Source organism: Rhodococcus sp. IEGM 1354 (assembly GCF_030056855.1).
GTDB lineage: Bacteria > Actinomycetota > Actinomycetes > Mycobacteriales > Mycobacteriaceae > Rhodococcoides.
The window spans coordinates 794,247-810,861 of record NZ_JASHKT010000001.1 but is presented as its reverse complement, the minus strand read 5'-3'; the positions used below and the strand labels follow the sequence as shown (position 1 = coordinate 810,861).

At 63.8% G+C, this 16,615-nt stretch carries 22 protein-coding genes; 13 read left to right on the top strand and 9 right to left on the bottom strand.

Translation table 11 applies throughout. From position 1 onward, the window contains the following. Positions 1 to 118: 118 nt before the first annotated feature. The 5 genes from QM588_RS04095 to QM588_RS04075 all read left to right on the top strand — a co-directional run bounded on the left by QM588_RS04095 (position 119) and on the right by QM588_RS04075 (position 4,584). Entirely contained in the window at positions 119 to 1,030 is a 912-nt protein-coding gene (locus tag QM588_RS04095) for a universal stress protein (protein WP_283311651.1), read from the top strand. Between the two features lie 86 nt (positions 1,031 to 1,116). Continuing rightward, entirely contained in the window at positions 1,117 to 2,082 is a 966-nt protein-coding gene (locus tag QM588_RS04090) for an ABC transporter ATP-binding protein (RefSeq protein WP_283311650.1), read from the top strand. Further along, a complete protein-coding gene (locus tag QM588_RS04085) occupies positions 2,079 to 2,906 on the top strand; it encodes an ABC transporter permease subunit (protein ID WP_283311648.1) in 828 nt (275 codons plus the stop codon). The genes QM588_RS04090 and QM588_RS04085 overlap by 4 nt, the downstream gene beginning before the upstream one ends. Beyond that, positions 2,899 to 3,549, top strand: a complete 651-nt coding sequence (locus QM588_RS04080; RefSeq protein ID WP_283311646.1) for a hypothetical protein — start codon at positions 2,899 to 2,901, stop codon at positions 3,547 to 3,549. Before QM588_RS04085 ends, QM588_RS04080 begins: the two co-directional genes overlap by 8 nt. 273 nt (positions 3,550 to 3,822) lie before the next feature. After that, positions 3,823 to 4,584, top strand: a complete 762-nt coding sequence (locus tag QM588_RS04075; RefSeq protein ID WP_283311644.1) for a flavodoxin domain-containing protein — start codon at positions 3,823 to 3,825, stop codon at positions 4,582 to 4,584. A gap of 15 nt (positions 4,585 to 4,599) precedes the next feature. Here QM588_RS04075 and QM588_RS04070 read toward each other — a convergent pair whose 3' ends face one another. From QM588_RS04070 to QM588_RS04055, 4 genes are all read right to left on the bottom strand, one after another. Next, the gene (locus tag QM588_RS04070; RefSeq protein WP_283311642.1) at positions 4,600 to 5,199 is read right to left on the bottom strand and encodes a hypothetical protein; all 600 of its coding nucleotides are present in this window, start codon (positions 5,197 to 5,199) and stop codon (positions 4,600 to 4,602) included. A gap of 144 nt (positions 5,200 to 5,343) precedes the next feature. After that, entirely contained in the window at positions 5,344 to 5,619 is a 276-nt protein-coding gene (locus QM588_RS04065) for an ANTAR domain-containing protein (RefSeq protein WP_283311641.1), read from the bottom strand. A gap of 111 nt (positions 5,620 to 5,730) precedes the next feature. Then, positions 5,731 to 6,741, bottom strand: a complete 1,011-nt coding sequence (adhP, locus tag QM588_RS04060; protein WP_283311640.1) for an alcohol dehydrogenase AdhP — start codon at positions 6,739 to 6,741, stop codon at positions 5,731 to 5,733. 19 nt (positions 6,742 to 6,760) lie between these two features. After that, entirely contained in the window at positions 6,761 to 6,907 is a 147-nt protein-coding gene (locus QM588_RS04055) for a hypothetical protein (protein ID WP_283311638.1), read from the bottom strand. 90 nt (positions 6,908 to 6,997) lie between these two features. Here QM588_RS04055 and QM588_RS04050 point away from each other — a divergent pair, with 90 nt between their 5' ends. Further along, on the top strand, positions 6,998 to 7,450 hold the full coding sequence (locus QM588_RS04050) for a DUF1003 domain-containing protein (protein ID WP_283311636.1): 453 nt from the start codon (positions 6,998 to 7,000) through the stop codon (positions 7,448 to 7,450). Here the strand turns inward: QM588_RS04050 and QM588_RS04045 are convergent. Next, positions 7,425 to 7,925: a flavodoxin domain-containing protein gene (locus QM588_RS04045; protein WP_283311634.1), complete on the bottom strand. Its 501-nt coding sequence runs from the start codon at positions 7,923 to 7,925 to the stop codon at positions 7,425 to 7,427. The genes QM588_RS04050 and QM588_RS04045 overlap by 26 nt on opposite strands. Next, positions 7,922 to 8,353 (bottom strand): hypothetical protein, encoded by a 432-nt coding sequence (locus QM588_RS04040; protein ID WP_283311632.1) that lies wholly within the window; start codon positions 8,351 to 8,353, stop codon positions 7,922 to 7,924. The genes QM588_RS04045 and QM588_RS04040 overlap by 4 nt, the downstream gene beginning before the upstream one ends. 194 nt (positions 8,354 to 8,547) lie before the next feature. On the opposite strand from QM588_RS04040, the gene QM588_RS04035 reads away from it, so the two are divergent. The 5 genes from QM588_RS04035 (at position 8,548) to QM588_RS04015 (ending at position 11,440) form a co-directional block, all read left to right on the top strand. Further along, on the top strand, positions 8,548 to 9,144 hold the full coding sequence (locus tag QM588_RS04035) for an Rv1733c family protein (RefSeq protein WP_442972857.1): 597 nt from the start codon (positions 8,548 to 8,550) through the stop codon (positions 9,142 to 9,144). A 172-nt stretch (positions 9,145 to 9,316) separates the two neighbouring features. After that, a complete protein-coding gene (locus QM588_RS04030) occupies positions 9,317 to 9,517 on the top strand; it encodes a hypothetical protein (RefSeq protein ID WP_222067619.1) in 201 nt (66 codons plus the stop codon). 15 nt (positions 9,518 to 9,532) lie between these two features. Then, positions 9,533 to 10,660 (top strand): cation:proton antiporter, encoded by a 1,128-nt coding sequence (locus tag QM588_RS04025; protein ID WP_283311628.1) that lies wholly within the window; start codon positions 9,533 to 9,535, stop codon positions 10,658 to 10,660. Between the two features lie 130 nt (positions 10,661 to 10,790). Next, on the top strand, positions 10,791 to 11,099 hold the full coding sequence (locus QM588_RS04020) for a WhiB family transcriptional regulator (RefSeq protein ID WP_135043299.1): 309 nt from the start codon (positions 10,791 to 10,793) through the stop codon (positions 11,097 to 11,099). A gap of 119 nt (positions 11,100 to 11,218) precedes the next feature. Beyond that, positions 11,219 to 11,440, top strand: a complete 222-nt coding sequence (locus QM588_RS04015) for an ANTAR domain-containing protein (protein WP_283311624.1) — start codon at positions 11,219 to 11,221, stop codon at positions 11,438 to 11,440. A gap of 141 nt (positions 11,441 to 11,581) precedes the next feature. On the opposite strand, the gene QM588_RS04010 is transcribed toward QM588_RS04015, so the two are convergent. Continuing rightward, entirely contained in the window at positions 11,582 to 12,811 is a 1,230-nt protein-coding gene (locus tag QM588_RS04010; protein WP_283311623.1) for an EAL domain-containing protein, read from the bottom strand. Between the two features lie 423 nt (positions 12,812 to 13,234). Here QM588_RS04010 and praA point away from each other — a divergent pair, with 423 nt between their 5' ends. Next, a complete protein-coding gene (praA, locus tag QM588_RS04005; RefSeq protein ID WP_032366927.1) occupies positions 13,235 to 13,744 on the top strand; it encodes an alkane oxidation protein activator PraA in 510 nt (169 codons plus the stop codon). Between the two features lie 44 nt (positions 13,745 to 13,788). Further along, the gene (locus QM588_RS04000) at positions 13,789 to 14,511 is read left to right on the top strand and encodes a hypothetical protein (RefSeq protein WP_283311619.1); all 723 of its coding nucleotides are present in this window, start codon (positions 13,789 to 13,791) and stop codon (positions 14,509 to 14,511) included. Between the two features lie 69 nt (positions 14,512 to 14,580). Here the strand turns inward: QM588_RS04000 and QM588_RS03995 are convergent, their stop codons facing one another. Together QM588_RS03995 and QM588_RS03990 are read right to left on the bottom strand one after the other, a co-directional pair. Then, positions 14,581 to 15,690, bottom strand: a complete 1,110-nt coding sequence (locus QM588_RS03995; protein ID WP_283311617.1) for a GGDEF domain-containing protein — start codon at positions 15,688 to 15,690, stop codon at positions 14,581 to 14,583. A gap of 98 nt (positions 15,691 to 15,788) precedes the next feature. Then, positions 15,789 to 16,007 (bottom strand): hypothetical protein, encoded by a 219-nt coding sequence (locus tag QM588_RS03990; RefSeq protein ID WP_027495561.1) that lies wholly within the window; start codon positions 16,005 to 16,007, stop codon positions 15,789 to 15,791. Positions 16,008 to 16,615 lie beyond the last annotated feature (608 nt).

Below are 16,615 nucleotides of genomic sequence, written 5' to 3'. Positions count from 1 at the left end.
CTTTCGTCACCGAAAGAGAGGACCAAAGTCCTCGGTCCAGGTGTTGTTGTCCCGCCGCGCCCGAGGCGGTGCGCGGCGTCTGATGGATGATTCGACACCACGAGCGAGGAGGCAAACGATGGGTCCACTTCCGACCATCGTCGGGGTCGACGGTTCGGCGGCGGCTCTGGACGCGGTGCGTTGGGCCGTTCTCGACGCACGATTGCACCGGTCCGATCTCCTTGTCGTCTCGGCGATGTCGCTGCCCAAGGTCTTGACCGGGTTGGGCGTCCTTCCCGATACCGTGGTGCACCAGGCCAGATCGGAAACCGACAGAATTCTGAACGAGGCCCGGGCGACTGCGACTCGCGGGACCACGACGGTCGCCGTCGATACCGTCTCGTCCGAAGCATCCGCGGTGTCCACATTGCTCGAACTGTCGGAGACGGCCCGCATGGTGGTCATTGCCACGAGTGGGCTCGGTGGCACCGAGCAGCGGTCGCTCGGCTCGATCGGGTTCGCCGTCACCACTCATGCTCGATGCCCCGTCACGGTGGTCCGTGGCTGGACAGACGACGGTCTCGACCACGCGATCCAACCGGTGGTCGTGGGCGTGGACGGCACCAAGGCGAGCGCTGCGGCAATGACGTTGGCGTTCGAGGAAGCGGATGTTCGATCGGCACCACTGACTGCGGTGCACTCCTGGTCGGACGATGACCTGTCGATCGGCTTCCCGATTCGAGGACTGGAGTGGCCGGACAATCGATGCGCCGCTGCAGATCACTTGGCGCGGCTGCTCGAGCCGCACACTCGACGCCATCCGATGGTGTCGGTGCGGTCCGTGGTGGTCAAGGACAAACCGGTGCAGGCACTCCTCGATCACGCTCAAGGTGCTCAACTGGTCGTGATCGGTAGTCACGGACGCGGCGGTTACGCGGAGATGATGCTCGGCTCGACCAGCCGGTCGGTGCTGACCCGCGCGCATTGCCCGGTCACCGTCGTGCCGTCACCCGGTCGAATCGCCGCCGGCACCAACCGGGTCAAGACGTGACAGGCCCGACCGGGCAATGCCGTTCGTCGACCCACGAGGGTCCTAGTGCCCTACGACGGCCGCGCCGAGCCGAGCACGCTGTGTCCATGACCCGACCGGACACCGCCGCCTACGCCATCGAAGTACGCGCACTGAGCAAGAGTTACGGCGACAAACTCGTCATCGACAACCTGTCGTTCATCGTCGAACCCGGCACTGTCACAGGCTTTCTCGGGCCGAATGGATCGGGTAAATCCACCACGATGCGGTTGATCGTCGGATTGGATCGCCCCAGCGCGGGCACCGCACTGATCGGGGGCGTCGAGTACGCGCAGCTGCACCGCCCACTACTCACGGTCGGCACCTTGCTGGATTCCGAGGCCGTCCACCCGGGCCGGACCGCATACGACCACTTGTTGTATCTGGCTCAGACTCAACGTATCCCGGTCACATTCATCACCGAGGTGATGGAACTGGTCGGACTGCTCGACGTCAGTGGCGAACGTACCGGGTCGTTCTCGCTCGGCATGAGAAAACGACTCGGAATCGCCGCGGCCCTGCTCGGCGACCCCGCTGTACTGATCTTGGACGAGCCGATCAACGGGTTGGATCCGGACGGCATCTACTGGATGCGCAACCTCATGAAGAACCTGGCGGGAGAAGGGCGAACGGTCTTCGTCTCCAGCCATCTGATGGGTGAGATGGCCCAGACCGCAGACCATCTCGTCGTCATCGATCACGGCAAGCTCATTGCCGAATGCACTCCCGCCGAGCTGATTGCCCGCAGCAGTCGGGCCTCGGTGCTGGTGTCGTCGTCCGATTCTGCGCGGCTGGCAACAGCCATCGAGGCAACCGGGGGTACCGCCGTTGCCCTCGACGACGATCGACTCACCGTCAGTGATCTCTCGGCGCATCGAGTGGGGGAACTCGCCCAGCAGCAGAACATTGCGATCTATCAGCTGACCCCGCAACAGGCATCGCTGGAGGAAGCGTTCATGACCCTCACCCACCTCGACGACATCGAGCACGACCGACATCTCGTCACTCACTCACGCGGACAGGCGACACCATGAGCATCACCGCACCGGCTCCCCTCGAGCGCGAGCGTCTGCGCATGGATGTTCTCGGACTGCTGGCGTCGGAGTGGACAAAGCTCAGATCACTCAGATCGACGGTCTGGTCTCTCGTGGCGCTCGTGGTCGTGACCCTCGGCTTCACCGGACTGTTCACCTGGTTCACAGTTGCGTACTGGGACAGGGTCGATCCCGTCTCGCAGTCGCAGATCGTTGCCGACCCTGCGCGTCAGATTCTCGGCGCGGGGTTTCAGCTCGGGCAGCTGGCGGTGTGCGTTCTCGGCGTTCTGGTGGTCACCAGCGAATACGCAAGCGGAACGATAAGAGCCAGCCTGCTGGCGGTTCCCGCACGGATTCCGATGTTGGCCGCCAAAACCGGCGTGTTCATGGCCGTCGTGTTGGCGGTCGGTGAGATCACGGCCTTTCCGACGTTCTTCCTCGGTTCGGCCATCATGGACTCACGTGCTTCGGTGTCGCTGACCGATCCGGGTGTGCTGCGAGCGGTGATCGGTGCCGGCCTGTACCTGGCGTTGCTCGGTGCCATGGCGGTGGCCATCGGTGCCATTGTTCGACATACCGCGGGAGCTATCACCGGCGTCATCGGATTCGTCCTCGTACTGGCCCCGCTGACGCAGCTGATCCCCGGTACTGTCGGCCGACACATTCAGGCGTACCTACCCTCGCAGGCCGGCAGCCTGATCGCCTCACCTCGGCAAGCCCCCAGCGACTTGCTCACTCCTTGGCAGGGATTCGGAGTCGCAGCATTGTGGACCGTGTTGCTACTCGCCCTTGCGGCCTACCTCCTGCGCCGACGCGATGCGTGAGTCCGGGGCGGCGATCGCCGAGTCTGCCGGTGGCGCAATCCTGATCGCGTTTCATGTCCTGGCCTCGGTGCCCCTGCGCAAGTGGCGCACGACGTGGGGCGCGACGCCGGCCGAGGTCGACGAAACACTGCCCGGTGACGAGAGCGTGCCGCACCCGGCCTGGGGATACACCCATGCGATCGACATCGACACGACACCGGATCATGTGTGGCCATGGCTGATTCAGCTCGGTCAGCAGCGGGCGGGCTTCTACAGCTATCGAGGCTTGGAGAACATGGTCGGCTGCAACATCACGTCGGCGACGGGAATCGACCCTGGGTTCCAGACCCTCGCGGTCGGCGACTCCGTGCTCCTGCATCCGCAGTCACCACCGCTGACGGTGACCATGGTCGACGACGGGAGGGCGTTCGTGTTGTTGGGCGCAGACCCCGACTCGGCCGACCGGGCACTGTGGTCGTTTCATCTGCGCGCCCTGCCAGGGGGAAGGGCGCGACTGATCGAACGCGGAAGGTACTCGCATTCGACGTCACTGAAGAGCCGCGTCATCTTCGGTCGCTACTTCATCGAACCCATCGGGTTTGTCATGAGCAGAAAGATGTTGCGGACCATCGCGGCAAATGCGGCTGCGGCGCAACAGATCTAGCCTCGTGGCAACATCGTGTCCAGGCTCCCTGCCGTGAGTAGGAGACGACCCGCAATCCCCCTGCTCTGTGCCGAGCGGTGTTGCACGTGTCATGACGGGCCCTTCTCGGTGGGAACCGTCGGGGCAGCCGACCGTGCGTCGGGCGAGAAATGCTCGCTCGGCCGAACACCTTCGGCGATCGGTGTGGGTACTTAGACCCTGTCTCCCGACTCTCTCACCCGGCAACATCATCGTCAGTGATGTTCACGTCAACCACCGACAGGACCGACCGGCATGACGCTCCCCCTCGCGCTCGCCATCGCTGTATCCGCACTGTGTTTCGCAGTACTGCGGGGCGGTGTCCGGACCCGCATCTGCGCTACGGCACACGACATCGCCGCCCCCGACACGTTGGAGGAACTGTTTGCCGCTCGGTACGCACGTGGCGAGATCGACTTCGCTCAGTATCGAGATTCTTTGAAGCTTCTGTCGACGCAACTGCATTGCTGCCACTACTCCGATCTCGAGAAAGAAGAAGGCATCATGCGCATCCTGATTGCGACGGCAAGCCGTCATGGTTCCACCCGGGAGCTTGGCCAATGGCTCGGCTCGTCGCTTACCGAGAAACTGGAAGAGAACGCGGTATCGGCAACCGTCGACATCCGTGACGCTGCCGAGGTGGACAGCATCGCCGAGTACGACGCCGTCGTCATCGGAAGCGGCGTCTACATGGGCCGATGGCTGGGCGATGCCCGATCACTGGTCGCCCGCGAGCAGTCCGAGCTCGAGACAAGGCCGGTGTGGTTGTTCTCCAGCGGGCCGATCGGGACTGATTCACCGGCAGCGACGAGGTCGAAATGGAACGAGGCGTCCTGGGCGATCGAGCACAAGGTGTTCGGCGGGAAGCTCGATCGGTCGACGCTGTCATGGTTCGAGCGAACAGTGGTGCGGCTGATCAAGGCAGGCGACGGAGACGACAGATCCCGCAGCGAGATCGACGACTGGGCGGGCACAATCTGCGCCGCCATGATCGCCCAGACCTCGAGCCCACTATGACGGCACCAACGCCGGTCAGGGTGCCTGCGGAGGAAACCAACCGCGGGCATCACGCAGGGTCCGCCGCGCCACTTCCGCTGTCGGCGTTCCCGATTGCGCGGCCAACCGATGGAGTTCGGCCCGCCCTTCCACTGCGCTACGCCCGCCCGCGATGAGCACTCCGATAGCCTGATTCACCTCGCTCACCGAAGCGAGTGCATGGGACCCGCACTCGGTCGATCCCGACTCACCGGCACCGCGCAGGTGTCTGTCCAGAACAGCCGAGTCGACACCGAGCCCGAGCGACCGGCTCACGTCGGCGGCGAAGTCCGTGAGAGCGCCCGCGGTGCCGGAAAGAATGAGCAGGTGCTTCTGAGTACCGGTGCGGTGTGGGTCAGCGAGGGTGACTCCGAGCGACGACGCGGGCATGCGGTCGGCGCTGCCACCCGTCGACGCCGACACCTCGAAGTACTCTCCGTCGACGATCACGGTGAGGGTTATCGAGACCACGGCCGCTACGGCCGCATCGATGTCGGACAACAACCGGTCGACCAGTTGTGCGAGATCGACCGTGGAGCTGTCGAGTGCTGTGGTCAAGCGCGCCAGATCGGCGAGCAGACAAGTCTGCAGTGTCATCGAGGATCCCTGGGCGGCCCGACCGCCTGTTCGATTCTTTCAAGTCCTGCCACGGTGGCCATCCACCGTCCGGTTCGAGTGTGAGGCCCGAGTCGGACTCCCAGCCTCGGATTCACCCGCAACCTCGATGCTACGCGCTTGTGCTCACCCGATCCAGGTGTGCCGGTGACGCGAGCGTGCAGTATTGCGCGACTCGGCCACCATCGCTCGAGCGACCAGAGCGGTCTTCTTGTGCTCGGTCCGACCGATGGACCGCAGTGTGTCGTACCCTTCCGCGTCGCTGCACCCGGTTCTACTGATCAGTATGCCGATGGCCTGATCGATCACAGCGCGTTGACCCAACGCCTTCTCGAGCTGCTCGGTCAGCAGTACGGCGCTGTCCAGCGCGCGCGCATTTTGCACCTGAATCGCTGCATTCATCACTGCTCGATTCCTTGTGAGCGCACGCGCTGGTCCAGCGCGTGTCTGCCCACAAGGAACCCTACGGCCAATCGGGTCGAAGGGGAACAGCCCTCACGATCGGAGAGCCCCTCAGAACTCGAAAACCTGACGAGCGGTGACGCGTCCGGCCATCAGGTCGTCGAAGCAGTCGTTGACCTCGTCGAGTTTGCGCGACACCGCCGATACCGTCGTTCGTCCGGCCTCGTGCAGTGCGAACACCTCACGCAGATCTGTCCTGGTGCCGACGATCGACCCGAGTACCGAGATTCCGCCGACCACCGTCTCGAAGATCGGGATCGGGAACACGCCGTGCGCCGGCATCGACACGCACACCAGACGTCCTCCGCGGCGTAGCGACCGGAAGGCCTGATCGAACACGCTGGGGATGACAGCCAGGACGATGGCGACGTCGGCTCCACCGAGCGACTGGATGGCCTCCACCGGATCGGTCGTCGCCGAGTTGACGGTGTGGTCTGCACCGAGTTCTTTTGCGAGGTCGAGTTTCTCGTCCTCGATGTCGACAGCGGTGACGAAGCCACCGGCGATCTTGGCGTACTGCACCGCCATATGACCGAGCCCGCCGACACCGAAGATGGCCACGCGCTGCGCCGGGGTGACGCCACCGACCTTGACCGCCTTGTACGTGGTCACGCCGGCACAGGTCAGCGGGGCAGCGTCGAACGAGGAGATTCCGTCGGGAACACGGACGACATACTTCGCATGGGCGACAGCGTATTCGGCGTACGCACCGTCGATCGAGTAGCCGCTGTTCTGTTGCGTCTCGCACAGCGTCTCCCAACCCGAGACACAGTGATCGCATTCGCCGCACGCCGAACCGAGCCACGCGATGGCCACCCGTTCACCGATCCGGTCCTTCGACACCTGCGAGCCGACTGCCTCGATCACTCCAATTCCCTCGTGACCGGGGACGAAGGGCAAGGTCGGCTTGGCCGGCCAATCCCCCTGCGCAGCATGGATATCGGTATGGCACACACCGCAGGTCTCCATCTTCACCAGCACCTGCTCGGGCGCGGGCAGCGGTATCCGGATGTCCTTGACGACCAGGGGCCCGCCGAACTCGGTGACAACAGCTGCTTTCATCGTGAACTTCCTCCAAACATCAGAAACCGGTGCCGTTCTCGACCGTCGAGCAATGCACACCGTCGATGATCGGCGCTGCGGCAGCCGGCACGTAGGGCCGGAAGTCATCGTCCGGTCGGGACGTCTCCCGAGATTCCGGGTGGGAGTCGATAGGCACTGCAGTCATGGTCTTTCGTCCCTGGTGGCTCCGGAGATCAGGGGCCACACTCGGCACCATGGACACTTCTGCACCCTCCGATTCGAAGACCTGCGAGCGATGAACCTGTGGAGAAGACACCCGGGCGTCCGAACCGGTGATGCACTGACCACCGGTGAGCGTGCGGCGGATTACGTCCGAAACGGAATGGGCTCTTGGCCGTTCGTCTTCCTGTTCCTGGGCGTGATGGCGCTGTGGGCCGCGTACAACCAGAACGACGGATTCGATCCGTACCCTTTCATCCTGCTCAACCTGTTCCTGTCGATGATCGCAGGACTGCAGGGCGCCATTCTGCTGATCTCGGCCAAGCGCGCGGACTCGGTGAGCAGTGAGGTTGCCGTACATACACTTTCGAATACCGCACTGCTGCAGGACATGATCGAAGCGAATACCGTCTTGACCGAATCGGTGGCACAGTTGGCGGCAGAGATTCACGAGCACGTCTGCCCGTCCGCTCAGCGTGTCGGTGCAGGCACGTACACGAAGGTCATGAGCCCGGTGTCCCAGCCGTGAGACAGGCAAGGATCTCTCGGGCCCAGTTGCACACACGAACCCAGTCTCGGAAGTCTCCGGCAACCGCGCCGGAGTTGTCGAAGATCTGACGTTCGCCCACCGAGAGCCGTTCCGCGTCGAGCCGACCGGGAAATGTTCGATGCGAGGATGCATCCAACATCGACACTGCGCGTGCGGCGTCGGCGGTGTCGTTGACCGGGCGGTCGCTCGAATGCAATGGCCCGCAAGAGAACAGCCACACGGGTGGGTGCGCAGACCTGGAGACCCGCTCGACGAGGCTCTTGGCGGTGGGGACCCACCGATCGGAATAGACGGCACTTCCGATGACCAGGGCGTCGTAGTCACTGATGTCGACGACGGAATCCGGAGCGCAGATGTCGACCTCGGCTCCCGCGTGCCGGAACACGCGGGCCATCTCCTGCCCGAGCGAGTTCGTCGCTCCGTGCCGCCCGGCGGTCGAGACCAGGATCCTCATGCGACGTGACCAACGAGGCGATTCGTGTGCACCGTTATCCGCCAGCCTCGGAGGGCGACGAGAACTCCCAGTACGCCGAACATGCCCTGCAGCCAACTTGTTTCGCCGATCACAAGCGGTTGGACCACTATCCAGGCAGCGAGCAGTACGCCCGCCATGTGGGCGATGGGGCCGGTCTTGCCGCCACCCGCCAGAGCCGACGCCGCCGCCAGTCCCATGGGCACTCCGACGACCAGAACCAACGCCAGACCGGCGAGCGCCGTGTTCGACAGCGGCAGGCGTGCGTGCGCCTCGGTGCTCAGATCGATGGCACCCGAGGCCAAACCGATCGCGCCACCGAAAGCGTTGATGGAAATTCCGGCGCACACCGCACCCAGCCACGGCCATCGTCGGTCCTTCGTGGTGAGTGCTCGTGTTGTCGACATCATGAGTTCAGCGTGGCTGTCGAACAATTCAGGAGCTAGGGCACAAGGTCCGCCACCACGAGGACTTCTCTCCACTTCGTGATTCAACCGTCCACCGCACTCGCCGTATCGGGACCTTGTGCCCTTACTTACCAGTGCACGACGTCGGAGACTCGTAATCGACGCCGAACACACGGCGGTGAGGGGTAGGTGACGGCATGCTCGCAGAACTCGCGCACCGGTGGTGGCGCCGAAGCCCTTGGTTTTCGAATCCGCTGATGCGATTGCCCGACAGGATCGAACGGACGGCCTTCGTCGTCGGTGTCGCTGTCCTTCTGTTACTGATACCTGTCGCCGCGACGATCGGTTCGGTGACCTACAGCGATTTGTCGTCGCGGTCGCAACAGCAACGGGCAGAGTACGTTCGGGTCGACGCCCGAGTGATCGACACCGTGCAGTCCACGGGTACCGGCAGCGACAGCACCACTCTCGCCACCGGTATCGCAACGGTGCAATGGAATGCACCGGACGGGTCGATTCGCTCGGAATCGACCGAGGTTCCTTCGGACGTGCAGATCGGTGAGACCACTCCGATCTGGTGCGACGCGAACGGAACCCTTGTGCATGCGCCCGTCAGTGCGGTCGGTGCCGTCATCAACGGTGCCTCCACGGCCATGTTCGTATGGGTCCTCGGCGCGGTCTTGGTCGGATTCTCGATCTATCTCACCACCGTCGCCGGTGACCGAGTCCGGATGCGGCACTGGGACAGTGATTGGAAGGACTTTCTGCAGGCACGAAACCACCCGTCGCGGTAGAGCCATCGTCGAGTGATGTCCGGCGGACCTGTCGAACGGCCTGAGAAAGGGCCGAGTGTCCTCGAAAGGAGGGCACTTGGGCCGATGGCACAGCCCGCTGGTCGTCGTACGCTCAGGACTGTCGTCCCGGCAATCGTCGACACGAAGCAGCCCCGTTCGAGGAGACGATGACATGAGCGATCTCGACACCGAATATCGGTCCGCCCGCATCGACTACGAGCGCAAACTCATGCGCAGCCCTCTGGCGGCGCAGCTGCGTGTCGTCGAGCAGCTGATGAGACTGATGATGGCCGAGCAAGGCGTGCTGCACCCTCGCGATCTCGTTGCGTCGGCGCTGCCGCCCAACAGGCACCCGACGCTGAACTCTGCCTGACGTCGGCGGGGTCACATGACCTTCGAGACGCTCGCCCTGTGTGCCGCAGTAGGTTTGTTCGGCCCACTTCTGGCGCTTCCGCGTGGGCTTCGGATACCGGTCGTCATCGGAGAACTCGTCGCTGGAATTGTCATCGGCCACACAGGCTTCGGCGTCCTCGATCCGAGCGAGCAGACACTGAGCTTCCTGGCGCAGGTGGGGTTCGCGCTCGTGATGTTCGTGGCGGGCAGCCAGGTACCGATTCGAGATCCACGACTGCGGGTCGGCCTCCGGGTGGGCGCTGCGCGAGCTGTGGCCGTCGGGCTGCTGGCAACCGCGCTCGGCTGGGCCGTCTCCACTGCGTTCGATCCACCGCACCCCGGTCTCTACGCGGTGTTGATGGCATCGTCCTCGGCCGCGGTCATCATGCCGATAGTCGAATCCAGCAAGACGGCCACATCCGGGCTGATGTCCTTCCTGCCACAGATCGCGATCGCCGACGCAGTTTGTATCGTCGCTCTGCCCCTGGTGATCGATCCACCGCGCGCTGTTCCGGCCGCGCTCGGATCCATCACGGTCATCGCTGCCGCCGCCGCGATCTTTTTCGCACTGCGACACTTCGACCTCACCGGACTGCGCCGCCGAATCCACCACGTGTCTGCCCAGCGCAAGTTCGCGCTCGAATTGCGACTCAACCTGGTACTGCTGTTCGGGCTTGCGGCGCTTGCGGTCCACACTCACGCGTCGGTGATGCTGGCCGGCTTCGGCTTAGGACTGGCCATCGCTGCAATCGGAGAACCACGACGTCTGGCGAAACAGTTGTTCGCCATCACCGAAGGTTTCCTGGGCCCGCTGTACTTCGTCTGGCTCGGCGCGTCACTCGACCTGCGTGCCCTGGGCAGCCACCCGCGCATGATCGTGCTGGGCCTCGTGTTGGGTCTGGGTGCAATCGCGGTACACGATGCGATGCGCGCGACAGGCCAGCCCATAGGGCTCGGGATACTCGCGGCAGCCCAACTCGGCGTGCCGGTTTCGGCCGTGACTCTCGGGGAGCAGACCGGCGTTCTGGCTCCCGGTGAAGGCCCCGCCATCGTGCTCGGCGCACTGGTGACCATCGCGGCGGCAGCCGTCGTATCTCGGTCTGCTGCTCGTCGTCCTGCTTGAGCGGTGGGCCAGAACTGCGGGGCTGAACTGCGGGCCTGTGACGGCGCAACGCATTTGGTTGTTTCGAGTCTCCAGGGATGGGGAATAAGCGTTGTGGAACGATCGGCACGACGCGAAACGGATCACGACGATGACGGATGACCAGGTCTGGCGCCTCAAGGGTGCATGCATCGAAGACATGGATGCATACGACTCGCAACAACTTCCTCGGCACGGACGCAAACGCGCAGAGAAGGCATGGCGGCTGTGCGCCGACTGCCCGGTGCTGCGGAACTGCGCCGAGCAGACGGCTCGCGATATCGAGTCGGGTCGAATTCCGGTCGGCGTGGTCGTCGCGGGGGCGGCGTATCACGACAACGCCAGCAACGGTCGACGCACCGATGCCTACCGGACGCTCGAACTTCTGATCGGTCGACCTCTGGCCAACCCTGCGGCCTGATAACGCGGCGGTAACGGAACGCTACGCCGCCGGTAACGGCTGCAGCACGGTCTGCTACAAATTACGCGTGTCGTTCCGTCTCTGACCTGCGTCGACGCAATGTGCGCGACAATAAATGAATGAGCACAGCGCACGTGACGAGGATCGAGGGCCCACTCGATCTACAGGACGCGTTGGCGCGTCGCGCGCCGATCGAACAGGCCAAAGGAATCCTGATGGCGGTTCACCACATCAGCGCCGACGAGGCGTTCGCTTTGCTGCTCGACAGGTCGCAAAGTGCCAATCGCAAAGTGCACGACATCGCTCGGGAGTTCGTGGACGAGATGTCCCACCTACCCTGACAAGTCGACCCCGCACGCTGTGTTTTCAACGTACGGGGTCTGAGCAATGTGGCAGTCCGGACTACTTCATCACCTGTTGTGCCGTATGCCCTGCTGTAGCTGTGCGAAACATCTTCTACGGCACACAACTGGCTCGACGGTTCAGAATCGCGCGAGAATTGCACGGGCACAACGCACTACGGTGGCGCGGTCGTACGACATCACGTAATCGAATTCACGATCCGCATCGGTTTCGCCCCGGTGTAGGTCGATGGCGGCGAGCACTCCGCAGAAGTGCGGGCCGAGAACCACCACGTTCCACTCCTCGACGAGAGTGTCCGTCGGGTCGAGCGGGGCGTGCACGATGCCGCCCTCTTGCACGTAACCCATCCCCACCCCGTAGACGCCGGCGTACGAGATCTGCTCCGCCATCGACACCCACCGCGCGCGGGTGGTCGATGTGAAATGCTCGGCCCTCTGAAAGGTGCCGAGCACCAATGTTTCCGGGCCCGATGCCGATGCCTGCATCTCCAGGGACGTGCTCATGGCCACCAACAGACGCTTGGTGCTCCGCGTCGCGATCTTGCCTGCGGCGGCAATCGCGTACGGCGACTCGAGCGCGGTGGCGGGGGTGCTCCAGGTGGGGAACGGCGGCATGATCTCCGCGGCGTCGGCCGGCAATTCTTCGGTCGACTGCGCAGCCGGATACAGCTCGCCCACTCCGTAGGTGGCACCGAGACCCAAGGCCCGGCTGCGGTGCACAGCGGTATCGATTCCACTGGCCACGACCACAGCGCCGGTTCGTTCCACCTGCGCCGACACCGCGTGCGCAGTACGGGCAGTGGTCAGATCCGGCCTGGTGGAGACCATGGAAGGAGACAGGATGATGACGTCGGGTTCGATGAGCGGCAGCAACGTCATGGACTGCGGTCGGCGGCCGACGTCGTCGACGGCCACCACCTTTCCGTCACGACGTGCTTTGTCTATCGCGGCCAGGGTGCGCGCCGGGCTGTCCACCAAAGCCGCCTCGGTGACGACGACGATGTCGCGACGCAACTGCTCTTCGGTGGCGTCATCGATGGCCGCGAGCGAGTCGACGTCCATCGAGACCAGCATCGGCAGTCGAACGGCGCTTTCGAGCCGGGCCACTCCCCACGCGAGAACATCGAGTTCTCGCTTGGCGTCCATGGCGCGAGCGGCGCGCTTGAGTGCATCGGCGGAAGCCAGTGGCCCGTCTTCCGGGCCCCGAAGCTGAACTTCGATTGCTGCGAGCGCGCCGTTGTCCAGTCGACAGACCGGGGCGAAATACGGCTGCACCGTCAACTCTCCCGTGTCCGTGTCGACTGTTGAACCTGCTTCGGCCAGCGCGAACGTCACACCACAGTTTGACATGAAAAAGCCACCCCCGTCACGCAGGGGTTGCTGTCTGTTTCAAACCTGTTCGGATCGACTTTTATCGCTCCCGCCAGTTTCGACGACTCAGATGTCGCCGAGGCAACACGACGCATCTCGTTTCGGTAACGAAACATAACGGATCGATAACGCCACAGACGGGTATTCGACGCCCCCACCATGCCGACTCCCCCAGAGAAAACGGGCCGAAAACCCATGAAGCGCATACCTTCCGAGGTGCCGACCGAAATCAATACCAAGACTTACAACAAACATACCGACCGGATTGTGACTTGTCACTGTCTTGTAAAAGAACATATCCGACATCCATTTCGTCGTCCTAATGTTCGTCTCGGCTGCCGGAGCACCGGTGCCACCGGATGCCCGCCCGGGAGCCGGATGATGCTCGGACTTGGAGGATCGATGACGCTCAACCTGCCGTCCCGTACCCGAACGTTCACCACAGTTGCTGCTGCAGTTGCGATTGCGGGAGCTACCCTCGGCGCCGGGAGTGCCGCTGCCGCCACCATCTCACCGGCGAATACCGCTTTCACCGCGCCCGGCACGATCGTCGTCACCACACCGGCCTCGTTCGGCGTACCCGTCAGCTGCTCGATCACCCTGTCCGGATCCACCAGCGCAGACGGCTCGTCGGCGTCGATCACCGACGCGAAGATCAGCGGATCGAACCGCCTCTGCGGCCTGCCGCAGCTGAAGAACCTGCCCTGGACCCTCACTCCCACCAGCTCCACCACCGGTGAGGTCTCGAATGTCGGCTTCTCGCTTCTGGGCTACAACTGCGGGCCCGCGACGCTCGCAGGTTCGTTCGACAACATGACCAACACTCTGACGTCGAGCAACCAGCCGATGTCGGGCAACTGCACGGTGAACAGCCTGTCGGTGCAGCCGAACCCGGCATTCACCTTGTCCTGATCGCCAATTCCATTCCAGCACAACAACAACATTCAGGAGAGCACGTGAAGATCCGCAACAAAGCCGTCGTCACCGCGACGGCCTTGGCGTCGAGTGTCGCTTTGGCGACCTTGGTCGCCGGCCCGGCCAATGCCGCTGACACCCTGCCCATCACGTTCCAGGCCGACACGACGACCGTGATCGCGAAAACCGGTCAGCCGGTGGTCTTCCCGACCACCGATCTGGCCACCGACGTCGACCTCGTCGGCGGAACGGTGACCGGCACTCTCGCCTTGCCGCAGGCGTCGGCCGATCTGAAGCTCGGCCCGGCGACGCTCGCCAACTTCACCATCTCGATCGTCGACGCCACGCCCGTCTCCGGCACCATTGCAGCCGGCGGTCCCGCCGAAGCACCGCAATTGGAGCTCGATGTCGCGCAGAGCTTCAAGATTCGCATCGACTCCGTCAAGCCCCTCGGCATCGGCGGAACCGGATCGTCCGGGTCGGCGGCACTCGACCTGATTCCCCCGGGTAGCAACTGCGTCACCAGCGAGACCACCGCCAATCTGACCGGTGCCCTCGACGCGATCGATCTGATCCAGAACAACGAGGCCGACACGCACGTGAAGGGCACGTACACGATTCCTCAGTTCCAGAACTGCGGCACGTACACCTCGTTACTCAACGGTCTTATCGCCGGCCCCAACAACACCCTCGACGTGCACCTGACCAACCCGGTCTTCGACGTCGGAACACAGCAGGCCATTGCAGCCAAGGTTGCTCTCTAGCAAGACCTTTCGACTCCGCCGACGGCGTCGACCGGTTCCAGAAGTGGGATCGGTCGACGCCGTCGCTCGTCAGTGCGGCTCGCCGGCCGGACGCGGCGATCGGGGCTCGCCCTCCGACAGGGCGACGCGGTCGCCGCCGAGCCCCTTGGCCCGGTACATCGCCCGGTCCGCGCGACCCAGCAACTCTTCCACTGCGGTACGCGTCTCTCGCGCGTCGACAACTGCATGCGCGACGCCTATCGAGGCGGTCAGCGGGGAGCGATCGGTGGCGTTGCACAGTCGAATTCGTAGTACCTCTGCGCTGGCGACGACCGAGGCGCGATCATCGAGGGCGATGACCGCGAACTCCTCGCCGCCGAGCCGAACGGTGATGGCGGGTGCCGGAAACACGTCGAGGATGCGGGAAGCCGCCAGCCGGATCACGGCGTCTCCCTGCAGATGGCCGTATCGGTCGTTGACGGCCTTGAAGTTGTCGATGTCCATCACCACGGCCGTCATTCCGGTTGCTGATCCCGGCCGTAGTCGCAGGTTCCCGATCGCCGCGTCGAATCCCCGCCTGTTCTGCAACCCGGTGAGGGGGTCGTAGAACGCGCCGGTGGCATCGCGTCGCAGCATCATCATGAACGTGTGCACGATCAGTGGTGCCGAGAACATCACCAGTATCAAGATCACCAGGTAGACCGTGGCCAGTAACCGAAGTTCGGGTTCGGCCACCAAGGCCGAGCCGTACAGCACAGCGGTCGTGACCAAGGCGAAGCCGTAGTGAGCAGTGAGCAACTTGGGACCGTGGAACCCCACGACGTAACTGCCGATGACGGTGAACAGGGCGACGGTCGGCAGAACCGTCGTCGGAACACCGATGGTGAGCACCACGGCCGCGAGGACGGCGTCGGCGTAGAAGACGAAGGCGATCGACATCTGCCAGCTCGGCCAGCCACCGACCCACCAGGCGACCCCGACCGGGACTGTCGTGGCGACGGTGAACCACAGTGCAGCCGTACCCAGACTGCTTTCGGCGAGGCCCGGCACCACCAATCCGATGGCCGCCGCCGCGCCGAACAGCCAGCACCAGACGCCGATGAGGATCTTGGTGATCTCGAGCGCCTGCTGCGAGCGCGCGAAGGCAACGTTCCATCCGTAGTCGACTGGAAGTGCCCACCATTCGCGCAGAATGTTCACGTATCTCGAGCGGCTTTCCTCGTGTCCCGACTTGGATGAACCAGTGAACCACAGAAGATACCGTCTGGTTCGCGAACAGCAGATGTCTCGGGCAGGTGCTACCCGCGCATACCGTCCGCCAATTCGAGCACTCGTCCGGCGTAAGTGCCGACGAACGCGTCGAGTGCCTGCTGTGACAGTTCGGGGCAACCCGCTCGGCGAAAGTAATGTTCGAGATCGACCAACCGGTCCCCCATCCCGACGCGTTGGCGGTCGAGGGCCTCGAGCTCGGCGACCAGCGCTTTGAGCTCCGCTACCTTGCGCAACACGTCGTCCATCGCCGTCACCGTCCACTCGCTCGGGTGTCATATGTAGGAGCGGTGGAGCAAGGCTTCCCTCCTCGCTCCACCGACTCGAACTCTACTCCTTATCGAACAGGTGTGCGAACCATAACGGCACATTCGCCGGTTTGTACCATCCAACTTGTGCACAAACCCGAGAAGTGACCTACAGTCTGTGCCATGCTCCAGAAAAGGGGTCCGAACGGCGTTCGGCCGCCAGGCTCGACCAGCCCAATCCAGTTGGCACTCTTAGCAATACTCATTATCGCGGCGATCGCTCTCGTCGTACTCGCCATCGCCGAGGGCCGCTTCTAGCCGTTCGCCATCGAGCGTGTGCGGCGATGCCCCGCGTTCACTCCTACCGCTTCGTCGCAGACGCTCGGCGGGCTGCGCCGGCATTCTCGCCGACGCAGCCCTTTCGGGTCAGGATCCGAGGATTGCGCTCACTGCGGTGCTGCCGCTCTCGGCACTTCCGCTGCCGATGAGCCCGAGGATGACGTCGACGATGATCTTGGCGATGAATGCGTCCATAACTACTCCTGATGTGAAGTACCCCCGACGGGATACAGACGGACCTGCGACTGCCGTGACCATTCGTGACCGAT

Bases quoted from the DNA above. Each gene is read 5' to 3' on its own strand.
- QM588_RS04095 (WP_283311651.1), top strand. From the start codon at position 119: ATGGGTCCACTTCCGACCATCGTCGGGGTCGACGGTTCGGCGGCGGCT.
- QM588_RS04090 (WP_283311650.1), top strand. From the start codon at position 1,117: ATGACCCGACCGGACACCGCCGCCTACGCCATCGAAGTACGCGCACTG.
- QM588_RS04085 (WP_283311648.1), top strand. From the start codon at position 2,079: ATGAGCATCACCGCACCGGCTCCCCTCGAGCGCGAGCGTCTGCGCATG.
- QM588_RS04080 (WP_283311646.1), top strand. From the start codon at position 2,899: ATGCGTGAGTCCGGGGCGGCGATCGCCGAGTCTGCCGGTGGCGCAATC.
- QM588_RS04075 (WP_283311644.1), top strand. From the start codon at position 3,823: ATGACGCTCCCCCTCGCGCTCGCCATCGCTGTATCCGCACTGTGTTTC.
- QM588_RS04070 (WP_283311642.1), bottom strand. From the start codon at position 5,199: ATGACACTGCAGACTTGTCTGCTCGCCGATCTGGCGCGCTTGACCACA.
- QM588_RS04065 (WP_283311641.1), bottom strand. From the start codon at position 5,619: ATGAATGCAGCGATTCAGGTGCAAAATGCGCGCGCGCTGGACAGCGCC.
- adhP (WP_283311640.1), bottom strand. From the start codon at position 6,741: ATGAAAGCAGCTGTTGTCACCGAGTTCGGCGGGCCCCTGGTCGTCAAG.
- QM588_RS04055 (WP_283311638.1), bottom strand. From the start codon at position 6,907: ATGACTGCAGTGCCTATCGACTCCCACCCGGAATCTCGGGAGACGTCC.
- QM588_RS04050 (WP_283311636.1), top strand. From the start codon at position 6,998: ATGAACCTGTGGAGAAGACACCCGGGCGTCCGAACCGGTGATGCACTG.
- QM588_RS04045 (WP_283311634.1), bottom strand. From the start codon at position 7,925: ATGAGGATCCTGGTCTCGACCGCCGGGCGGCACGGAGCGACGAACTCG.
- QM588_RS04040 (WP_283311632.1), bottom strand. From the start codon at position 8,353: ATGATGTCGACAACACGAGCACTCACCACGAAGGACCGACGATGGCCG.
- QM588_RS04035 (WP_442972857.1), top strand. From the start codon at position 8,548: ATGCTCGCAGAACTCGCGCACCGGTGGTGGCGCCGAAGCCCTTGGTTT.
- QM588_RS04030 (WP_222067619.1), top strand. From the start codon at position 9,317: ATGAGCGATCTCGACACCGAATATCGGTCCGCCCGCATCGACTACGAG.
- QM588_RS04025 (WP_283311628.1), top strand. From the start codon at position 9,533: ATGACCTTCGAGACGCTCGCCCTGTGTGCCGCAGTAGGTTTGTTCGGC.
- QM588_RS04020 (WP_135043299.1), top strand. From the start codon at position 10,791: ATGACGGATGACCAGGTCTGGCGCCTCAAGGGTGCATGCATCGAAGAC.
- QM588_RS04015 (WP_283311624.1), top strand. From the start codon at position 11,219: ATGAGCACAGCGCACGTGACGAGGATCGAGGGCCCACTCGATCTACAG.
- QM588_RS04010 (WP_283311623.1), bottom strand. From the start codon at position 12,811: ATGTCAAACTGTGGTGTGACGTTCGCGCTGGCCGAAGCAGGTTCAACA.
- praA (WP_032366927.1), top strand. From the start codon at position 13,235: ATGACGCTCAACCTGCCGTCCCGTACCCGAACGTTCACCACAGTTGCT.
- QM588_RS03990 (WP_027495561.1), bottom strand. From the start codon at position 16,007: ATGGACGACGTGTTGCGCAAGGTAGCGGAGCTCAAAGCGCTGGTCGCC.